The sequence below is a fragment of the Acidovorax delafieldii 2AN genome (genome assembly GCF_000175235.1).
GTDB lineage: Bacteria > Pseudomonadota > Gammaproteobacteria > Burkholderiales > Burkholderiaceae_C > Acidovorax > Acidovorax delafieldii_B.
Genome location: NZ_ACQT01000065.1, coordinates 1 through 17,283, shown reverse-complemented (window position 1 = coordinate 17,283; position 17,283 = coordinate 1). Strand labels below are relative to the sequence as shown.

General features: G+C 65.5%; 15 protein-coding genes. 11 read left to right on the top strand and 4 right to left on the bottom strand.

Translation table 11 applies throughout. The annotated features are described in order from the left end of the window. Positions 1-132: 132 nt before the first annotated feature. The gene (cadR, locus tag ACDELDRAFT_RS10580; RefSeq protein WP_005796416.1) at positions 133-615 is read left to right on the top strand and encodes a Cd(II)/Pb(II)-responsive transcriptional regulator; all 483 of its coding nucleotides are present in this window, start codon (positions 133-135) and stop codon (positions 613-615) included. 78 nt (positions 616-693) lie between these two features. Here the strand turns inward: cadR and ACDELDRAFT_RS10575 are convergent, their stop codons facing one another. Beyond that, positions 694-1,929, bottom strand: a complete 1,236-nt coding sequence (locus tag ACDELDRAFT_RS10575) for a class I SAM-dependent rRNA methyltransferase (RefSeq protein WP_005796415.1) — start codon at positions 1,927-1,929, stop codon at positions 694-696. 283 nt (positions 1,930-2,212) lie between these two features. Here ACDELDRAFT_RS10575 and ACDELDRAFT_RS25680 point away from each other — a divergent pair, with 283 nt between their 5' ends. Then, positions 2,213-2,602 (top strand): chemotaxis protein CheW, encoded by a 390-nt coding sequence (locus ACDELDRAFT_RS25680; protein WP_420042321.1) that lies wholly within the window; start codon positions 2,213-2,215, stop codon positions 2,600-2,602. Between the two features lie 27 nt (positions 2,603-2,629). On the opposite strand, the gene ACDELDRAFT_RS10565 is transcribed toward ACDELDRAFT_RS25680, so the two are convergent. Together ACDELDRAFT_RS10565 and ACDELDRAFT_RS10560 are read right to left on the bottom strand one after the other, a co-directional pair. After that, positions 2,630-3,346: a response regulator gene (locus ACDELDRAFT_RS10565; protein ID WP_005796411.1), complete on the bottom strand. Its 717-nt coding sequence runs from the start codon at positions 3,344-3,346 to the stop codon at positions 2,630-2,632. Between the two features lie 147 nt (positions 3,347-3,493). Further along, positions 3,494-4,189: a response regulator gene (locus ACDELDRAFT_RS10560; protein WP_005796410.1), complete on the bottom strand. Its 696-nt coding sequence runs from the start codon at positions 4,187-4,189 to the stop codon at positions 3,494-3,496. Between the two features lie 76 nt (positions 4,190-4,265). On the opposite strand from ACDELDRAFT_RS10560, the gene ACDELDRAFT_RS10555 reads away from it, so the two are divergent. The 9 genes from ACDELDRAFT_RS10555 (at position 4,266) to ACDELDRAFT_RS10510 (ending at position 16,135) form a co-directional block, all read left to right on the top strand. Then, positions 4,266-4,652, top strand: a complete 387-nt coding sequence (locus ACDELDRAFT_RS10555) for a response regulator transcription factor (protein ID WP_040328791.1) — start codon at positions 4,266-4,268, stop codon at positions 4,650-4,652. After that, complete coding sequence (locus ACDELDRAFT_RS10550; RefSeq protein WP_005796405.1) at positions 4,649-5,410, top strand: HD-GYP domain-containing protein; 762 nt, start codon at positions 4,649-4,651, stop codon at positions 5,408-5,410. Before ACDELDRAFT_RS10555 ends, ACDELDRAFT_RS10550 begins: the two co-directional genes overlap by 4 nt. Beyond that, positions 5,407-6,219, top strand: a complete 813-nt coding sequence (locus ACDELDRAFT_RS10545) for an ABC transporter substrate-binding protein (protein WP_005796403.1) — start codon at positions 5,407-5,409, stop codon at positions 6,217-6,219. Before ACDELDRAFT_RS10550 ends, ACDELDRAFT_RS10545 begins: the two co-directional genes overlap by 4 nt. Before the next feature lie 20 nt (positions 6,220-6,239). Further along, positions 6,240-10,496 (top strand): ATP-binding protein, encoded by a 4,257-nt coding sequence (locus ACDELDRAFT_RS24060; RefSeq protein WP_198403240.1) that lies wholly within the window; start codon positions 6,240-6,242, stop codon positions 10,494-10,496. Between the two features lie 372 nt (positions 10,497-10,868). Next, entirely contained in the window at positions 10,869-12,101 is a 1,233-nt protein-coding gene (locus ACDELDRAFT_RS10530) for a SpoIIE family protein phosphatase (RefSeq protein ID WP_040328788.1), read from the top strand. 11 nt (positions 12,102-12,112) lie between these two features. After that, positions 12,113-12,685: a SiaB family protein kinase gene (locus ACDELDRAFT_RS10525; RefSeq protein ID WP_005796396.1), complete on the top strand. Its 573-nt coding sequence runs from the start codon at positions 12,113-12,115 to the stop codon at positions 12,683-12,685. 31 nt (positions 12,686-12,716) lie between these two features. Further along, positions 12,717-13,106 carry a DUF1987 domain-containing protein gene (locus ACDELDRAFT_RS10520; protein ID WP_040328795.1) on the top strand — a complete coding sequence of 130 codons (390 nt, stop codon included), beginning with the start codon at positions 12,717-12,719 and terminating at the stop codon, positions 13,104-13,106. Continuing rightward, entirely contained in the window at positions 13,107-13,847 is a 741-nt protein-coding gene (locus tag ACDELDRAFT_RS10515) for a GGDEF domain-containing protein (RefSeq protein WP_005796392.1), read from the top strand. Between the two features lie 17 nt (positions 13,848-13,864). Then, positions 13,865-16,135 (top strand): putative bifunctional diguanylate cyclase/phosphodiesterase, encoded by a 2,271-nt coding sequence (locus ACDELDRAFT_RS10510; RefSeq protein WP_005796390.1) that lies wholly within the window; start codon positions 13,865-13,867, stop codon positions 16,133-16,135. Between the two features lie 47 nt (positions 16,136-16,182). On the opposite strand, the gene ACDELDRAFT_RS10505 is transcribed toward ACDELDRAFT_RS10510, so the two are convergent. Further along, positions 16,183-17,166 carry a tyrosine recombinase XerC gene (locus ACDELDRAFT_RS10505; protein WP_005796388.1) on the bottom strand — a complete coding sequence of 328 codons (984 nt, stop codon included), beginning with the start codon at positions 17,164-17,166 and terminating at the stop codon, positions 16,183-16,185. Positions 17,167-17,283: the final 117 nt, after the last annotated feature.

The window sequence follows — 17,283 nt, the reverse complement described above, 5'->3', positions numbered from 1 at the left end:
ACGGGGCGAGGTTGCGCTCATGCGTGTCTTTCTGTTTGCGTTCGGGCATCCATTGGAAACCCTGATGCCACTCCAGAGTCAAGCCAGCATCTGGCGTACCATTGCCTGCCCACCCCGCACGCAGCGCATTCCATGAAAATCGGCGAGCTGGCCTCCCTCACGCACACCCCGGTCGAAACCATCCGCTATTACGAGCGCGAGGGCCTGCTGCCCGAGGCCGCCCGCACTGGCGGCAACTACCGCATCTACGACGAAACCCAGGCCACGCGCCTGTCGTTCATACGGCATTGCAGGGGCCTAGACATGACGCTGGACGAAATTCGCACCTTGCTGCGTTTCAAGGACGACCCCGCGCGCAACTGCGGCGACGTCAATGCGCTGCTGGACGCGCACATCGGCCACGTTGCAGCGCGCATCCGCGAACTGCGCCAGCTCGAAAAACAGCTCAAGAACCTGCGCGAGCAGTGCGCGGAAGCCCAGGACGCCGCCCACTGCGGCATCCTGAACGAGCTCACCGACCTTGCCAGCCGCCCGGCCGCCAGCCTGGCGCCAGGGCACGTGCACGGCACCCACACCCGAAAGTCCGGTCAGCGCGGCGACCCCGGGGCGGGCTAAGTGGCGTGTGGCGATTGGCCCGGCAGTGGCCGCGCTCGCGCATGCCGCGCTGCCCCACGCCCTGGCACCGGCGGGGCTTCACCCCTTGCGCATCACCACCAGGCCCTTGAGGTATTCCCCCTCGGGAAACTCCAGCGTCATAGGATGGTCGGGTGCGCCGCCCAGGCGCTCGAGGATGTAGCCGTCCACACCCGCATCCGCGCCTGCCGAGGCCACGATCTTGTGGAACAGATCGGCGCTGATACCGCCCGAACATGAGAACGTGAACAGCACGCCCCCCGGCACCAGCAGCTGCAGCGCCAGCCGGTTGATGTCCTTGTAGGCGCGAGCAGCGCGGTCGGCATGCGCAGCGGTCGGCGCGAACTTCGGCGGATCCAGCACGATGGCGTCGAACTGCCGCCCTTCCTTCAGAAACTGGCGCAGCGACGCATTCACGTCGGCGTCGAGGAAACTGGCGCGGGCCGGATCGAAGCCATTGAGCACCACGTGCGCACGCGCACGCTCGAGCGCGGGGCCGGACGAGTCGATCGAGATCACCTGCCCGCCCGGCGCGCCACCGGCAGCCTCCGCAGCGCCCATGCCCGCGAGCGCTGCCACGCTGAAACCGCCGGTGTAGCAAAAGCAGTTGAGTACGCGCTGGAATCCCAGCCGCCGCGCGTAATCGGCAAAGCGTTTGCGGCTGTCGCGCTGGTCCAGGTAGAAGCCGGTCTTGTGGCCCTCGGCGATGTTGAGGGTGAGCTGCCACTGGTGTTCATGGATGGTCAGCTCGACCGGCGGCGCCTCGCCACCCGGGGCCGCGCCTGCGCGCAGCCAGCCAGTGGCCGGCTCGAGGCCTTCCAGGGCACGCACGCTGGCGTCCGAGCGCTCGTACAACCGCGCCAGGCCAGTTTCGCGCAACAGCGCATCGGCAATCACCGTCTTCCAGCGCTCGGTGCCGGCGCTCGTGAACTGGGCCACCAGGGTGTCGCCATAGCGATCCACGATCAGGCCCGGCAGGCCGTCGGATTCGCCATGCACCAGCCGCACCCCGTCGCTTTGGATGTCAAAACGGGCTCTTGCGATGATGGAACGTGCGCAAGCAGCTATGAAAAACGGAGCATCAATGCGCTGCGCCTCGTCAAAGCTCCAGACGCGCGCCCGGATGCGCGAGGCCGGACTGAAGGCCGCCCACGCCAGAAACTGCCCTTCGTGCGACTCGACACGCACGGTCTCGCCACTGTCGCCGCCGCCCTTGGCGATGGCGCTTTCGAAGATCCAGGGATGGCGGCGCTGCAGCGAGCGCTCCTTGCCGGGTTTGAGTCGAATCGTTTTCATCCCCGGATTGTGCTGTGCGAAGCCCCGAGGGCAGCGGCCGCGCGGCGGAAATTCCCCTGCCCGGACCGAACCATCTCCATTTGAAATTGACACAATTGATAGAATTATAAAAATTCACAATTTCGCCATTTCAGGCCATGACCAGCCCTGCCTCCCTTCACCCAACGATCGCTGCAGCACCTGCCCCCTCCCGCACACCGACACCGCCAGCGACAACCCGCGCCCGCATGAATTCCTGGCCTTCAAGCTGGGCAGCGAGGAATACGGCCTGCCCATCCTCAACGTGCAGGAGATCCGCCCGTATGAAAAGCCGACGTCGCTGGCCAATTCCCCGGCCGATCTGCTGGGCGTGGTGAGCCTGCGCGGCGTGGTCGTTCCCATCATCGACTTGCGCGTGCGGCTTCGGCTGGCCCAGGCGAATTACGACGCCCAGACCGTGGTGATCGTGGTCAACGTGGCCAGGCGGGTGGTGGGGCTGGTGGTGGATGGCGTGTCTGACGTGCTCACGCTGCAGCCCCACCAGATGCGCCCCGTGCCGCCGCTCGATTCAGGCTTCGCACCAGAGCACCTGCTGGCCCTGGGCTCCATCGACGAACGCATGCTCATCCTGCTAAACATCGAGAAATACCTGGCCATGACGCCGGAGGCCAGCGCCGGCCTGCCGTCCGCCTAACCCCCCTCTTTCACGGGACATCAGCCGCTAGGTGGCCACCAGAGCCTGCACCAGACTGCGCAACTGCCGCCAATGGTTTTGCATGGGCTGCAGTGCGGCAGATGCCGCGGCCTCCTCGGCGTTGCGCGCCTGCTCTGCCGCGGCGCCTTCACCCAGCAGGGCCATCACCGACTTGAGGTTGTGAGCCACCAGCCGCAGCGCCGGGGCATCTGCGGCGGCAACGGCGCGGTCCCCTGCTGCGAGGTCTTTTGAAAACTGCGCCAGGCATGCGCGCCGGTAGGCCTCATAGAGTGCCCGGTTGCCGCCAAAGAACTCGGCCACTGGGTCTGGTCCACTGCATGCGGGCGGTGCAACGGCAGGGGTTTCCTGGTGGGCCAGCGCAGCAGCCACGCAATCCACCAAGGCCCCCACCGAGGCGGGTTTGTGCAGCACCCGCCACACCCCCAGATGCTGCAGCCGATGCGCCACGGCGGTGTCCACAGCCCCACTGAAGACCACGGTACGGCACTGGGTGGCAGGCGCCTCCCCACGCGCCTGCAGCCAGGCCAGCAGGTCAAGCCCTGAACCGTCGGGCAGTGTCAAGTCGGTGAGCACCAGCCGGGGAACCTGGGCATCGAAAGCACGGCGCGCCTCGGCCACCGTGGCACACGGCACCAGATCGATGTCCAGCGGATCCAGCGCCAGCGCCACGAAGCGGCGCACCGCCGGGTCGTCTTCCACCAGGAGCACGCGCGGCGACACCACGGTCAGTCCTTTAGCGAAGGGGCGTGCTGCGGATGGGGATCGCGGCAGGCGCGGGGGCCCCGCAAAGGCCACGGCGCAGAGAGCGCCCTGGCCTGGCGGCGCGGCAAGACGATGCGGGCGGATTGCTGGCGCACATGGGTGAAGCGGTCACACTTTCTCCACCGCGGATTGCAGGCTGGCCGCCAGCAGGGCGGGCAGTTCCTGCACCAGGCGGGGCTTGTGCACCACAGAAAGGCCCGTGAGCGCAAAGGCATAGGGACCGCGCTGGTCTTCATCGAGCGAAGTCACCACAATCAGCCGGCTGCGCTGGAATTGCGGGTGCGAACGCAGACGGGCAATGAGCGTTGCGCCGTCAATGCCGGGCAGCAGGATGTCCACGATGAGCACGTCGGGCTGCAGTTCGCCCGCCATGGCCAGACCCACGATGCCATCGTCGGCCACATACAGGTCAACTTCCGGAAAATCGTGCGCCATCAGCATTCTGACCAGCGTCTGGAAGTGGACCGAATCCTCGATCAGCAGCACCCGCTGGCGTTGCGCATCCGCGCTTCTTTTGCGGCCGGTTGCGCGCACCCCGCGCTGGGAGCTAGCGGCTTCGACGGGCGTTACGGAGGCGGGCGCCTCTGCCGCAGCGTTCGGGCCGCCGGCATGCCCATAGCGCAGTGCCAGCCAACGCTCGACCGAGGCCCGCGCAATGCGCCGATGCCCGCCCGGGGTCTTCCAGGCCTCGAGTTCGCCCCGGTCAACCATGAGCTGGACCGACCGCACGGCCATACCCAGCACCTGCGCCACATCGCGCGTGCTGCAATCCGCTGGCAGGGACAGAACCTGGCTTGCCTTCATAGTGAAATTTTATCACTTTGCCAAAAAAGCAATTATGATAAAATTGATAAACTCTGAATCCATTCTGACGCCCTGCATGACCCAACGCATTCTGATCATCGAAGACCACGCGGATATCCGCCGGTTGATCCGCATGACCCTGGAGTTCGAAGACCACGAGATCCACGAGGCCGTCAACGCCGACGAGGGGCTGGCGGCGGTGCGGCGCATTCGGCCGCAGTTGCTGCTGCTGGACATCATGATGCCCGGCACCATGGACGGACTGGACCTCTGCCGCCTGGTCAAGAGCGATCCCTCGCTGGGCCAGCCGTTGGTGGTGTTGCTGACCGCGCGCGGCCAGAGCCAGGACATCGAGGCCGGCAATAACGCGGGTGCCGATGCCTATCTGCTCAAGCCCTTCAGCCCCCTCAAGCTGATCGAGACCATCAACAACCTGGGCACCCGTCCAACCGACGCACCATGAACCCATCCCCCGGCGAAACCACCCGGTTCGACCCGGCCGCCGCAGACCAGATGGAAAAGATCATCTCCGACCTGGGCCGCATGTACCACGAGCGCAACGAGGCCCTGCAGGAGGTGGCACGCGCCCACCATGAAGCCCTGTTCCGGCTGGCCATGGCGGCCGAATACAAGGACGACGACACCGGCGTGCACATCGTGCGCATCGGCTTCCTGGCCGAGGCGCTGGCGCAGTTCCTGGGACAACGCAAGGAATACGCCCAGCTGCTGCGCAAGGCGGCACCCATGCATGACGTGGGCAAGATCGGCATTCCCGACAGCGTGCTGAAGAAGCCCGGCTCGTTCACACCGGACGAACGCCTCATCATGAATCGCCACCCGGCCATCGGCGCCAGCATTCTGGGCAGATCGCGCATCGCGTTGTTTCAAATGGCGGCCGAGATCGCCCTCACCCACCACGAGCGCTGGGACGGCAAAGGCTATCCGAACAGGCTGGCTGGCAAGGACATTCCGCTCTCAGGCCGCATCGTGACCGTCGTGGACTACTACGACGCCCTGACGATGGACCGCGTCTACCGTCCAGCGTACAGCCACGAAAAGGTGCTTGCGATGCTCCAGGAAGAAAGCGGCAAGGCGTTCGAACCCGACATCGTGCAGTGCTTCATGGAGCACGCCTCCGACATTCTGGCCCTGCACGACACCGTGACGGCCCGGCGCATGACATTTGCCGACCTGGTCCAGGGCGATCAGGCCACGCCATGACCGCGCGCACCCGCAGTCCAGGGGCCCCGTTGCTTTGGCGGCTATGGTGGCTGGTGGCCGCACTGGGCTGCGCAGGGGTCTGCGCGGGCGAAGTACAGGACCGCGTGCAGGCCCGCGGGGAGGTAAGGGTGTGCATCAGGCCCAATTACCACCGCATTTCCTTTCGCGACCCGCGCTCGGGCCAGCTCAGCGGCCTGGACATCGACCTGGCCTCCGCACTCGCGGCCGATCTGCGCGCCAAGCTGCGCTTTGTTGATTCATCGTTCGCAACGCTGGAGCAGGATCTGCGCAGCGATCGCTGCGACGTGGCCATGTTCGGCATTCCGGTGCTGCCGCAGCGTATGGAACAGATCCAGTTCGCCACGCCTTACTTGCAAAGCGACATTTACGCCGTCACCACGCGCACCAGCCGCGTAGTGCGGCAATGGCGCGACATCGACCAGCCCGGCGTGCTGGTGGGCGTGCAGGAAGGCTCGCTCCTCGAACCGCTGTTGCGCCAGCGCCTGCGCAACGCAGGCCTGGTGTCGATCGCGCCGCCGCACACGCGCGAACGCGAGCTCATTGCTGGCCGCGTGGACGTGTTCATGGCCGACTACCCCTATGGGCGCACCCTGATCGAGACCACCGACTGGGCCGCCCTGCTGGTTCCACCCGAGCCCTTCCACGTGCTGACCTACGCGCACGCCACCAAGCCTGGCGACGCCGAATGGATGGCCTCGCTCAACGCCTTTGGGGCCCGCATCCAGCAGGACGGCCGCCTCGACGCGGCTGCCCGGCGCCACGGACTTGAAAACATGGTGCAGCGCTGATGCACACCACCTCCTTGTCCATGAAGAATCACTCCCCCGACCCATTCAGCTTTCTGAACATGGCCAGCCGCCGGGTGCTCGCCGGAGGGCTGCTGCTCGTCCTGGCCGTGCTCGTGGCAACGGGTTCGCTGATGTGGATGGAGCTTCGCCGCGCACAGGCGCAAGATCGCCAGCAGCTCGAACTGCTGGCCAGCGTGATGGACGCGCATGCCACCCAGCTCTTCGACAACACCAAGGTGGCCCTTGACAGCCTGGCAAAGAACCTGACGCACGAAGCCATCTCGCCCGCTCAACTGGAGGCTCAGCAGTCGTACCGCCTGCAGGGCCTGCCCTTCCTGCGCAGCATCGCCGCGCTGGACATCCAGGGCCGTGTGCTGGCCTCGAGCGCACCGTCCGACCGGGGCGGCAAAGTGGACCTGGCGCGCCTGCCGGCCGCACCTGCAACCGATGACCGCGTGGTCATTGGGCCGTGGGTGAACGGCCGCACCCTGGTGGCAGACCCACGCCGAGGCGCCGTACCGGCACGCCTGGGTTTCATCCCGATGGTGCGTCTCGTACACCTCTCACCCACCACTTCCGTGCTGCTGGTGGCCCAGATCAATCCGGACGCCCTGGCCAACTACCAGCAACAACTCACCAACGGCACATCCGGGGGCACCCAGGTGCTGCTGGCGCTGGACAGCGGTACGCTGCTCACGCAGGTGGGCGGCGAAACGCCCGCCGCAGGCACGCGCTTGCGCGACCACCCGGTCTTCCAGGGCCTGCTGCCAACGCACAAGGGCACGTACGGCCCGGTGCGCATCTTCGATGCACGCAAGCTGGGGGCATGGCACACCTCGAGCAGCCAGCCGCTGGTCACCCTTGTGGAGCAGCCCTACCACGCCACACTCGAGCGGTGGCTGGCATCGTTGCGCGGCCCGCTGCTGTTCATGTCGGTGGCGCTGGCACTGATCGGTTTCATGACCTACGCTTCCTGGCGCAGTGCCCGTGCGCGCGAAGCCGCAGAGCGTGGGCGCAACGAGGCGCAGCAGGAGACGGCGCGGCGCGAGCAGGAGCTGTCCGTTCTGTTCAAGAGCGTGCAGGAGCTGATCTTCCGCACCGACCCGCACGGCAGGATCCGCTTCGTGAATGCCCGCTGGCACACCATCACCCACCAGCCTGTCGAAACGGCCCGGGGCAAGCATCTGCGCGATATCGTCCACCCGGAGTCCCGCGCGTGCGTGGACGCGCTGTTCGCCCCTGAGCCGCCCACAGGGGTGCGCATGGCCCAGGTGCAACTCACAGGGCCGGACGGCGGGCCGCGCGCACTCGACATTTCGGTGGTGCCGCTGCGCGACCCCACTGGCCAGCTGCGCGGATTTGCCGGCAGCGCGGTCGACGTGACGCCGCTGCTGACGGCACAGCAGCGCCTGCAGGAGCAACTGGCCTTCACGAGCCAGGTGCTCGAATGCAACCCTCTGCCCATCTGCATGACCGACCCTGAGGGGCGCTTTCTCTCGGTCAACCAGGCCTGGGAGGATTTCATGGGGGTCCCGCGCGCGAGCGTGCTGGGCCTGCGCAACAGCGACTTCCTGGCCCCGCAGGAGGCCCGCACCTACGACGCCAGCAACGACCAGCTTTTGCGCGAGGGCAGTCGCGTGCGATACGAGGAACGTGTGCGGCGCCCCGATGGCTCCTTTCGCGACGTGCAGGTCACCAAAGTGCCGGTGTTCACCAACAACCGCCAGCCCGTCGGCATCCTGATAGTCAAGATGGACATCACCGAATTCCTGGCCGCGCGGGACCTGGCCGAGGAGGCATCACGCTCCAAATCGGAATTCGTGGCCAACATCAGCCATGAACTGCGCACCCCGCTGCAATCCATCCTGGGCTTTTCGGAACTGGGCATGCTGCGCGGCCGCCAGCATGAGAAACTTGCCGCCATGTTCAGCGACATCCATGCCGCAGGCCAACGCATGCTGGTGCTGGTGAACGATCTGCTCGACATCGCCAAGATCGAGAGCACGGTCGGCGCCTTCCACTTCGAACGCATCGACGTGCGCGACCTCATCGATGACGTCGCCGCGGAGATGGAACTGCTGCTGGGACGCAAGCGCCTGGACCTGCGCCTTGCGCTGGGACGGGCGCCCCTGATCGCCAAGGTGGACCCTTCGCGCTTCCAGCAGGTGGTACGCAATGTGCTAGCCAACGCCGTGAAATTTTCGCCCAAGGGCAGCGCCATCGATATCTCGGCCAGCACTCCGGACGACGACTTCATCCACATCCAGGTGTGCGACCAGGGCCCCGGCATCCCGCCGTCCGAGCTGGAGGCCGTGTTCGAAGCCTTCGTGCAGTCGAGCCAGACACGTGATGGCTCGGGCGGCACGGGGCTGGGCCTGGCCATCTGCCGCAAGATCATCACCGCCCACGGGGGGCGCATTAACGCCACCAACGTGCCGGGCGGCGGCGCAATGTTCCACATCGTGCTGCCCACCGCAGGCTACACGGACACCATGCCGGCGGACCCTCTCATGAAATGGAAAATGTCCGTTGCGCCATGGCGCAGCAAGCCGGCCCTGATGTACTCCGTGGTGGCCTGTGTGTTCAGCGCACTGGTGCTGCTGGGCGCGTGGGCCACCATGGCCGCCCTGCTGACCTGGCAGTGGCAGGAAACCCTGGACGCCGAAATGCGCCAGAACACGAACACCGCCCAGGCCCTGAAAGAGCACACGCTGCGGGTTCTGGACACGGTGGACCAGGCGATGTGGCGGGTGCAGAGCGCCGTGCGGGATCGGCAGCTCAGCGGCCAGGATCTGGTGAGCATCGCCAACGAAACCGGCATGGTGCCGCAGATTCTCACGCAGCTTTCCTTCGTCGGTGCGGATGGGCGCTTCCAGGGCAGCAATCTCGACCCCGACGGCTCACGCAGCCAGCATGTCAATCTGATGGACCGCGACCATATCCGCGTGCACCTGTTGCCGTCGCAGGCCACACCGTCACCCACGGGCATGCTCCAGAACAGCCTGTTCGTCAGCAGATCCTTGCTGGGCAAGGTGTCGGGAGTGCGCACCATCCAGATTTCGCGCAAAGTGATTGCCGAGGATGGCACCACGCTGGGCGTGGTGGTGGCCTCGCTAAACCCCGACCACTTTGCCGAGGTTTACCGGGGCGTGGATTTTGGCGAGGACGGGGGCGTGGCGCTGGTGGGGCTGGACGGCATCATCCGCGTGCGCGTGCTCGGCGGTGCCAGCGCCAATGTGGATGCGCAGCTCCCCGACGATCTGCTTCAGACCATGAGCAAAACCAGCCGGGGGGCCACTGCCGCGGTATCGTCCGACGGCATACGGCGCATCATCGGGTTCAGCCGGGTGGGCGACTATCCGCTGGTCGTGCTGAGCGGCACCTCGGAAACCGAGGCCTTCGCCCCCTGGCGCACCACGCGCAACACCGTGCTGATGCTGACGGTGCTGCTGAGCCTGGCCGTGGTGGCTTTCGTGGCGGTGTTCCTGGGCAGCATCAGCCGCCTGGCACTCAGCCACGCTGCCCTGACCCAGAGCGAAGCCGAGGCCCAGCGCGCCAACCAGGCCAAGAGCGAATTCCTGGCGGCCATGTCGCACGAGCTGCGCACGCCGCTGACCAGCATCCGGGGGTTTGCGGAACTCATGGAGCTGCGCAGCAAGGATCCACTGATCCAGGAACAGTCGGCGCTCATCCGCCAGGGCGCCGAACACTTGAACGCGCTGTTGACCGAGATTCTCGATCTGGCGCGCATCGAAGCCGGCGCCATGCCCGCGCACCCCGAGCCGGTCGTTCTGCACGACTTGGTGCATGAGGTCAGCGAACTCTTCCGCGTCAGCGCCGTGGCCAAGTCGCTCGCACTGACGGCCGCAGTGTCGGACGCCGCGCCGCAAACGCTGGTCACCGACCGCCTCAAGCTCAAGCAGATTCTCAGCAATCTGTTGTCCAACGCGATCAAGTTCACGCCGGCTGGCCGCGTGGAGATCTTCGTGGACGCCTGCCCCGACGGTAGCCAGGTGCATTTCCACGTCAACGACACCGGCCCCGGCATCCCGGCGAGCCTGCATGGAGTGATCTTCGAGAAGTTCAGCCAGGGGCACGCCCGCATCAGCTACCAGCACGGTGGCACGGGTCTGGGACTGTCGCTGTCGCGCGCACTGGCCGAACTGCTGGGCGGCACGCTGACGGTCAGGTCCGCTGTAGGCGAAGGCTCGACATTCACCCTTTCGCTGCCCCTGCATCCGCCCGCGCAGGCCGCGGCCCTGCCAGCGCAGGCCTGAGCGCAGCCCGGCCGAAGGCGGTTCGGCCGAGCGCGTACCGTCATCAGGCGGATTTCTTGGGGGTGCGAGGGTACGCGGTGTCGTACACCTTGGCCGGGTGCCGACAATCAAGTCGTGTGTTGATCTGTGTGGTGGTGTTGGAGTGGACCAGCAACCCTTGTACAGCGCGCACGTCGCCGCTGCTTTGCAGCAGGTGGTTGACAACCGAATGGCCTGCCCGCCTGCTAATGGGCAACATCAGCGACCCACGATGCGTCCGCAGTCTCGCGGGTTTCCAGGGGTGACCACCACCCGCCCGTATCACATGTCCGTCACGACTTCGTCACACACAAATCGTAACATTTGTCTATACCTTCGACGGCACCTCCCCTCATGTCTGAGACTACAGCGTACCTGAGCGAATTCCGGCCCCGCTTCCGCCAGCCCAGCGCTGCAGATTTGTGCACTCCGGCTCCCTGCATGGCGACCGATTCGACCAACGAAAAGGTACTGGAGGTCTTCACGCAGCACCACGAACTGATCAGCCTGCCCGTGGTGGAGAACCAACGGCCCATCGGGTTGATCAATCGCGACATCTTCCTCTCACAGATCAGCAAGCCCTTCCGCATCGATCTGTACGGCCGCAAGAGCTGTATCGCCTTCATGGACAAGGAGCCACTGATCGTCGATGCATCCATGGACATGGAGACGCTGACCTTCAAGGCCGTCGAGTACGGCGAGAAGGCACTCTCCGACGGCTTCATCATCACGCGCAACGGCGAATTTGCGGGTGTGGGCAGCGGCCTGCAGCTCATGCGCGCAGTGGCGGAAATGCAGGCCTCACGCAATCGCCAGATCATGCACAGCATCGAGTACGCGAGCGTGATTCAACAGTCTGCACTGCGCAGCTCGCGCGAGATTTTGTCGCGCGCCTGCCCAGGGGCCGATCTTGTCTGGGAGCCTCGCGATGTCGTTGGCGGCGACTTCTACCAATTCAGCGTCGATGGCGACGGCTGGTTTGCCACCGTGGCCGATTGCACAGGCCACGGAGTTCCCGGGGCCTTCATGACCCTGATCGCGTCCAGCAGCCTGAGCCAGGCTGTCAAAGAGCAGGGGCCGCGCGACCCAGCCTCTTTGCTCGCCAGCGTCAATCGCAGCATCAAGCAGATGCTGGGCCAGATCGACGGCCAGGACGGCACACCGGGCTCCGACGATGGCATGGACGCGGCCTGCTTCTGGTTCGAGCCCGGCACCGGTCGGTTGGTGTTTGCCGGAGCCCGCCTTGCGCTGTTCGTTCTGCGCCCGGACGCGGATGCCGTGGAAGTGGTAGAGGGCCAGCGCAAGGGCGTGGGTTATGTGGACAGCGAGCTCGACTACGCCTGGCAGAACGTGGTGGTGGACCTGCCCACGGGCAGCCTGGTGTTCGTCACCACTGACGGACTGGTGGACCAGGTGGGAGGCTCGCGCGCCATCGCCTTTGGCAAGCGCCGCCTGTGTGAACTGTTGCTGAGCCTTGCGGACACCCCCCCTGCACAGGTCAATCGCGATGTGCTCGCCGCGTTGGAGCAGTGGCAGGGTGAGCACCGTCGCCGCGACGACGTGACTTTTTTCTGCTTTCGTACCTGAAGAGACCCTGAATGATCCGCTCTGCAGTTGCCAATGAATATGGCACCTTCTTCCAACTGGCGCGGCAGCACCAAGTCATTTTTTACTACGTGGGCTACTTCTCACAAAACATCGTCGCGGCCATGGCAGAGGCGGTGAAATTGCAGCTGGAGAGTGCGGGCGTGGCGGGGCCGACGCGACGCAAGCTGTTCTCGTCCTTCGTCGAAATGGCACAGAACATCATCCACTACTCGTCCGACGCTCTCACCCCCTCAAGCCAGGACAACGGCGAACTTCGCCACGGCTCGGTCTGCATCCGACGCGAGGACGATGGCAGTTTTCTGTTGCTGTGTGCCAACCCGATCCAACCCGAAACTGGCAACGAGTTGCGTGCCAAGCTGGAAACGCTGAGCGGCATGTCACCCGAAGAAATCAAGCAGGCCTACCGCATGACGCTGCGCGAGGAAGCACCTGAGGGCAGCAAGGGGGCTGGCATGGGCCTTCTGACCATAGCCAGGGATGCGCGGGAACCACTGGAATTCGATTTTGCACCGTCAGAGAGCGCCGACAGATCCGCGGTTTTCTATCTGAAGGCAACGATCTGAGATGCTGCCCGATAACGAACAGACATCACGCATGGACAACATCTACATTGCCCCCACCCCCAGCTCCCCAGAGGTGGATTTTCGATTTGACACCCACACCCTGAGCCTGCGCGGCGAGTCCTACCCCGAGAATGCTGCAGCCTTTTATGGCCAGATCATTGAGCGCCTCAAGGCGTACCTTGACCTGCTGCAGGACAGCAAGGTGGAAGTGAACATCGCCCTGGCGTACTTCAACAGCTCCAGCACCAAGATGCTGTTCAATCTGATCGCGGCGCTCGACGAGGCGGCTGAGGCCGGCAACCACATTGCCCTCAACTGGTTCCATGATGAAGAAGATGACACCATTTTCGAGTTCGGACAGGAACTGTGCGAGGACTTTCCGGCCATCCATTTCGTCAACCACCCGGTGAGACCCGCCTGAATGGACGCAGCCAATCCGCCGCCGGACCTTTTCGAAGCCGAGCACCAGTCGATGCTGGCAGCCCGCGCTGCCTACGAGACGGGCACGCAGGCTGGAGGTGGCGCCTGCCACCAGGCGCTAGGTGACCTGCTGACATCGTATGAGCGGCTGCTGCGCGAAACACGCCGCCTGGTACGCCGCAGCGACCGCGCCGAGTTGGAGATGACGCTGCTCAACCAGCGCCTGCAAGACCTTGCCTCCGAACTTGAATACCGCGCCACGCACGACCCACTGACTGGCGTGCTCAACCGCGCCGCCATCATCGAGCGCGTCAATCAACACGCCCAACAAAACGACCTGGCCCTGATCGTGCTGGACATCGACCACTTCAAACGCGTCAATGACAGCTTTGGTCACCCCATCGGAGACACCGTCATTTTGGGTGTCGTGAATTGCCTCAAGGCCGTGGTGCCACGATGCGCCCACATCGGCCGTGTTGGCGGGGAGGAATTCACCGTGCTCCTGCCGCACCGGGAAACACCAGCATCAGAGCAGGTGGCTGAGACGATGCGCAAGGCCATCGAGACCCGCGAATTCGGTCTGCCCGATGGCAGCCGTATCACGGCCAGCTTCGGTGTCAGCCATTTATCGCGCGGCGGCTGCTTCGATGATGCCTATGGGCTTGCGGACGAAGCCTTGTACGTCGCCAAACGCGGCGGTCGCAACCAGGTGGTGCGTGCTGCCGACTCCGTGCTGAGCTGAATCTCAGGCAGTCCCTGATGCATGCCGAAACTGTGACCTCCACTGCAAGCGTGTTGCGCTGCACAAGCGCCCGCCCGCCCGCCTGGCGGGTGCTGGTGATCGACGACGACCCCGAGGTACACGACTGCATTCGCAGTGCGTTCGCGGGTCTGGATCTGTTCGGCCGTCCGCTGGAACTCTTGCACTGCGTCCATGGCGAGAGCACCCGCACGCTGCTGCTGCATGCGCACGATCTGGCCGTGGTGATTGTCGACCTGGCCTCGCAGGACGCTGCCGGTGGCCTGGCGTTGGTCGACTACATTCGCCACTGCGCAGGACTGCGCAATACACGCCTCGTGATGCGCACCGAAGCGCCGCATGGCGCGCCCGATCTGGACACTCTTTTGCGCTATGACATCAGCGACTACCACCCCAAGTCCGAGTTGACGCCGGATCGCTGGAGATCCATCGCAGCCCAGACCCTGCAAGCCTACCAGCGCCAATGCGCCTTCGAGGCCAGTCGCTGCAGCATGGAAACGATCGTGTGCTCCAGCGCGAAGCTGCTGGAAGAAACGGAACTGCACGCCTTCGCCGCGGGCGTCATCACCCAACTCGCGGCCTTGCTGGGCGTGGCGGGTGAAGGTCTGGTCTGCGTTCAAGACACCACAGCAACCCCATCCGGCTCCTACCATGTTCTAGCGGCCACGGGACGTTTCGCCGGCTTGCTGGGCTTGCCCATGGATGCGCTGCCGGAGTCGAACATGCTGCGCCTCCTGCACCGGGCCCTCGGTGCACGCCGCCACGTTCTGGGCAACAGACCCATGCCATGCCGCACGCCCGGCGTGCTGCAGCCGCCCCGGTGTTGCGGTGACAACGTGTTCGGCAATGACTGCGCACTGGCCCTGTACATTGGCCGCCCGGACGACCAGGATATGGTGGTGTTCATGGACATTGCGGGTTTGGCTGTCGCGCCTGACCGGCAGTTGCTCGATTTTTTCTGTGTCAGTTTCAGTACCTTGCTGCGCAACCGGGGGCTGCTGGAACGCCTGCAACGGCATGCCTATTCCGACCCACTGGTCTCGCTGCCCAACCGGGCCCGCTTCATCGAGAAGGTGGACGAATGCGTGCAACGCGGCTCAGAGAGCCTGATGCTGGCCCTGGTCGATATTGACGACTTCAGCGCCACCAACGAATTGATGGGGCACCGCTTCGGCGATCGCCTGCTCAACGCCGCTGCGCAGCGCTTGGCCGCCGCGCTGCCCTCCGGGGTGATGCTGGCCCGTGTGGGGCCCGACACCTTCGGCATCCTGGGGCCAGCGCACAAGGTGCGGCCACAGCAGTTGCTGGACTGCGTGCGCGCCCCCCTGAGCATCAACGACATGCCCCACCAGGTATCGATGACCTGCGGGTATGTGCTGCTGTCCAACGATGGACGAACGGGCGATGACCTGGTCAAGGACGCGACCATCGCGCTCAAGCGTGCCAAGCGCGACCACCGCGGGCAGCACCTGCAGTTTGCCGCCCCTATGGGCGCGGAAGCCCGGGACCGCGCAGTGCTGCTGGCGGAACTGCGAGCAGCCATTGAAAACGCGGACTTGTTTCTGGTTTACCAGCCGCAGGTTCACCTCGACACCGGCGATCTCATCGGCCTGGAAGCCTTGCTGCGCTGGCGCACCGCCGACGGCCGCCTGGTGCCGCCGGATGAATTCATCCCGGTGGCCGAACATTCGGGCCTGATTCTGCCCCTGGGTCGGTGGGCTCTCGAAACGGCCTGCCAGACACTGCGTGAACTGCAAACTGCCGGACTGGCGCCCGCGCGCATGGCTGTCAACGTCTCCGTGGTCCAACTGCGCGACCCTGGGTTTTTTGACATGGTCTGCGCAGCCCTGTCGACCAACGAACTACAGGGACAACACCTGGAACTGGAGATCACGGAATCCGTGGTGGTCTTGCCCACGCAGTTGCTGCAGTCCACGCTGAATGCCCTGCGTGCCCACGGCGTCACCATCGCCATTGACGACTTCGGCACAGGCTATTCATCGCTGAGTTACCTGGAGCAGTTGCCGCTGGACCGCATCAAGATCGACCGCACTTTCGTGCAACAGCTCGGGGCCCCGCAGGGGGGGCGCGTTGCCGAAATGGTGGTGCAACTGGGGCGAAAGCTGGGGCTTCAGGTACTCGCCGAAGGCATTGAGGATGCTACGGCATGGCAAACGCTACAGGCCATGGGTTGCCACGACGGGCAGGGTTACCACATCGCCTACCCCATGGACAAAGCAGCGCTTATGCGCTGGCTGGCGCAGGCCTAAGAGATCGCGGGCAGGTGCCGGGGCGAGGGGACGCCTTTGCCCGGGGCTCACTCGCCGCCCGGCTTGCGCCGCGCACGCGGGTGCGCCGCGTCGTACACCTTAGCCAGGTGCTGAAAGTCGAGCCGCGTATACACCTGCGTGGTGGTGATGTTGGCGTGGCCCAGCAGCTCTTGCACCGCCCGCAGATCGCCACTGCTTTGCAGCAAGTGGCTGGCGAACGAGTGGCGCAGCATGTGCGGGTGCACCGGCGTGGTCAGGCCCGCCTGCTGGCTGCGCTGGCGCAGGCGCAGCCAGATCGACTGTGCCGTCAGACGGACGCCGCGCCGGCCCACGAACAATGCCGCATCGAGCCGGGGAGAAGCATCGCCTCCAAACGGAGCCGCCCGCAGCGCCAGCCAGGCACGCAGCGCGGCCATGGCGGCAGCACCCACGGGCACGCTGCGGCGCTTGCTGCCCTTGCCGAACACATGGGCTTCGCCCGCTTCCAGATCGACCCACCCCCGGCCCTGGCGCCGACTGTCGGCATGGGGGGCGGCATCGAGCCCCACGAGTTCGCCCACGCGCAGGCCGCAGCCGTACAGCAGCTCGACCATGGCTGCGTCGCGCGCCTCCAGCCAGGGGTCTGCGCCGCTGTGGTCGTATTCGGCCAGGCGCACGGCGTCGTCCACCCCGAGCGCCTTGGGCAGGGGCTTTGGCGCCCTGGGGGCGCGCACGTCCTGCACCGGGTTGTGCGAGATCAGGCCCTGCCGGCCCGCCCAGGCAAAGAAGCCCCGCCAGCCCGAGAGGATGAGCGCAATGCCTCGCCCGCTGCGCCCGCCGCTGTGCATCTGCGCCACGAAGCGGCGGATGTGTGCACTGCCGAGCTGCAGCAGCGGCACCTGCACCGCCGCCGCAAACCGCGCCAGCTTGTCCAGATCGAGCGCGTAGAGGGTAAGCGTGCGGGCCGCCAGCCGCTTTTCCACGCGCGCATGCTCCAGATAGCGCAGCACCTGTGGATCGGTGGGGGGCGGTGGAGGCGGCGTGTCGGCCATGAGGTCGTGAGGGCGAAGGCGGTGGCCCGTGCCGGTTGCTCAGCGCCTGTCGAAGGCAAAGAAGGCGCGGGCGTCGGCGTTGGCCGGGCGCCGGCCCGCACAGCCGCACCGCACCGG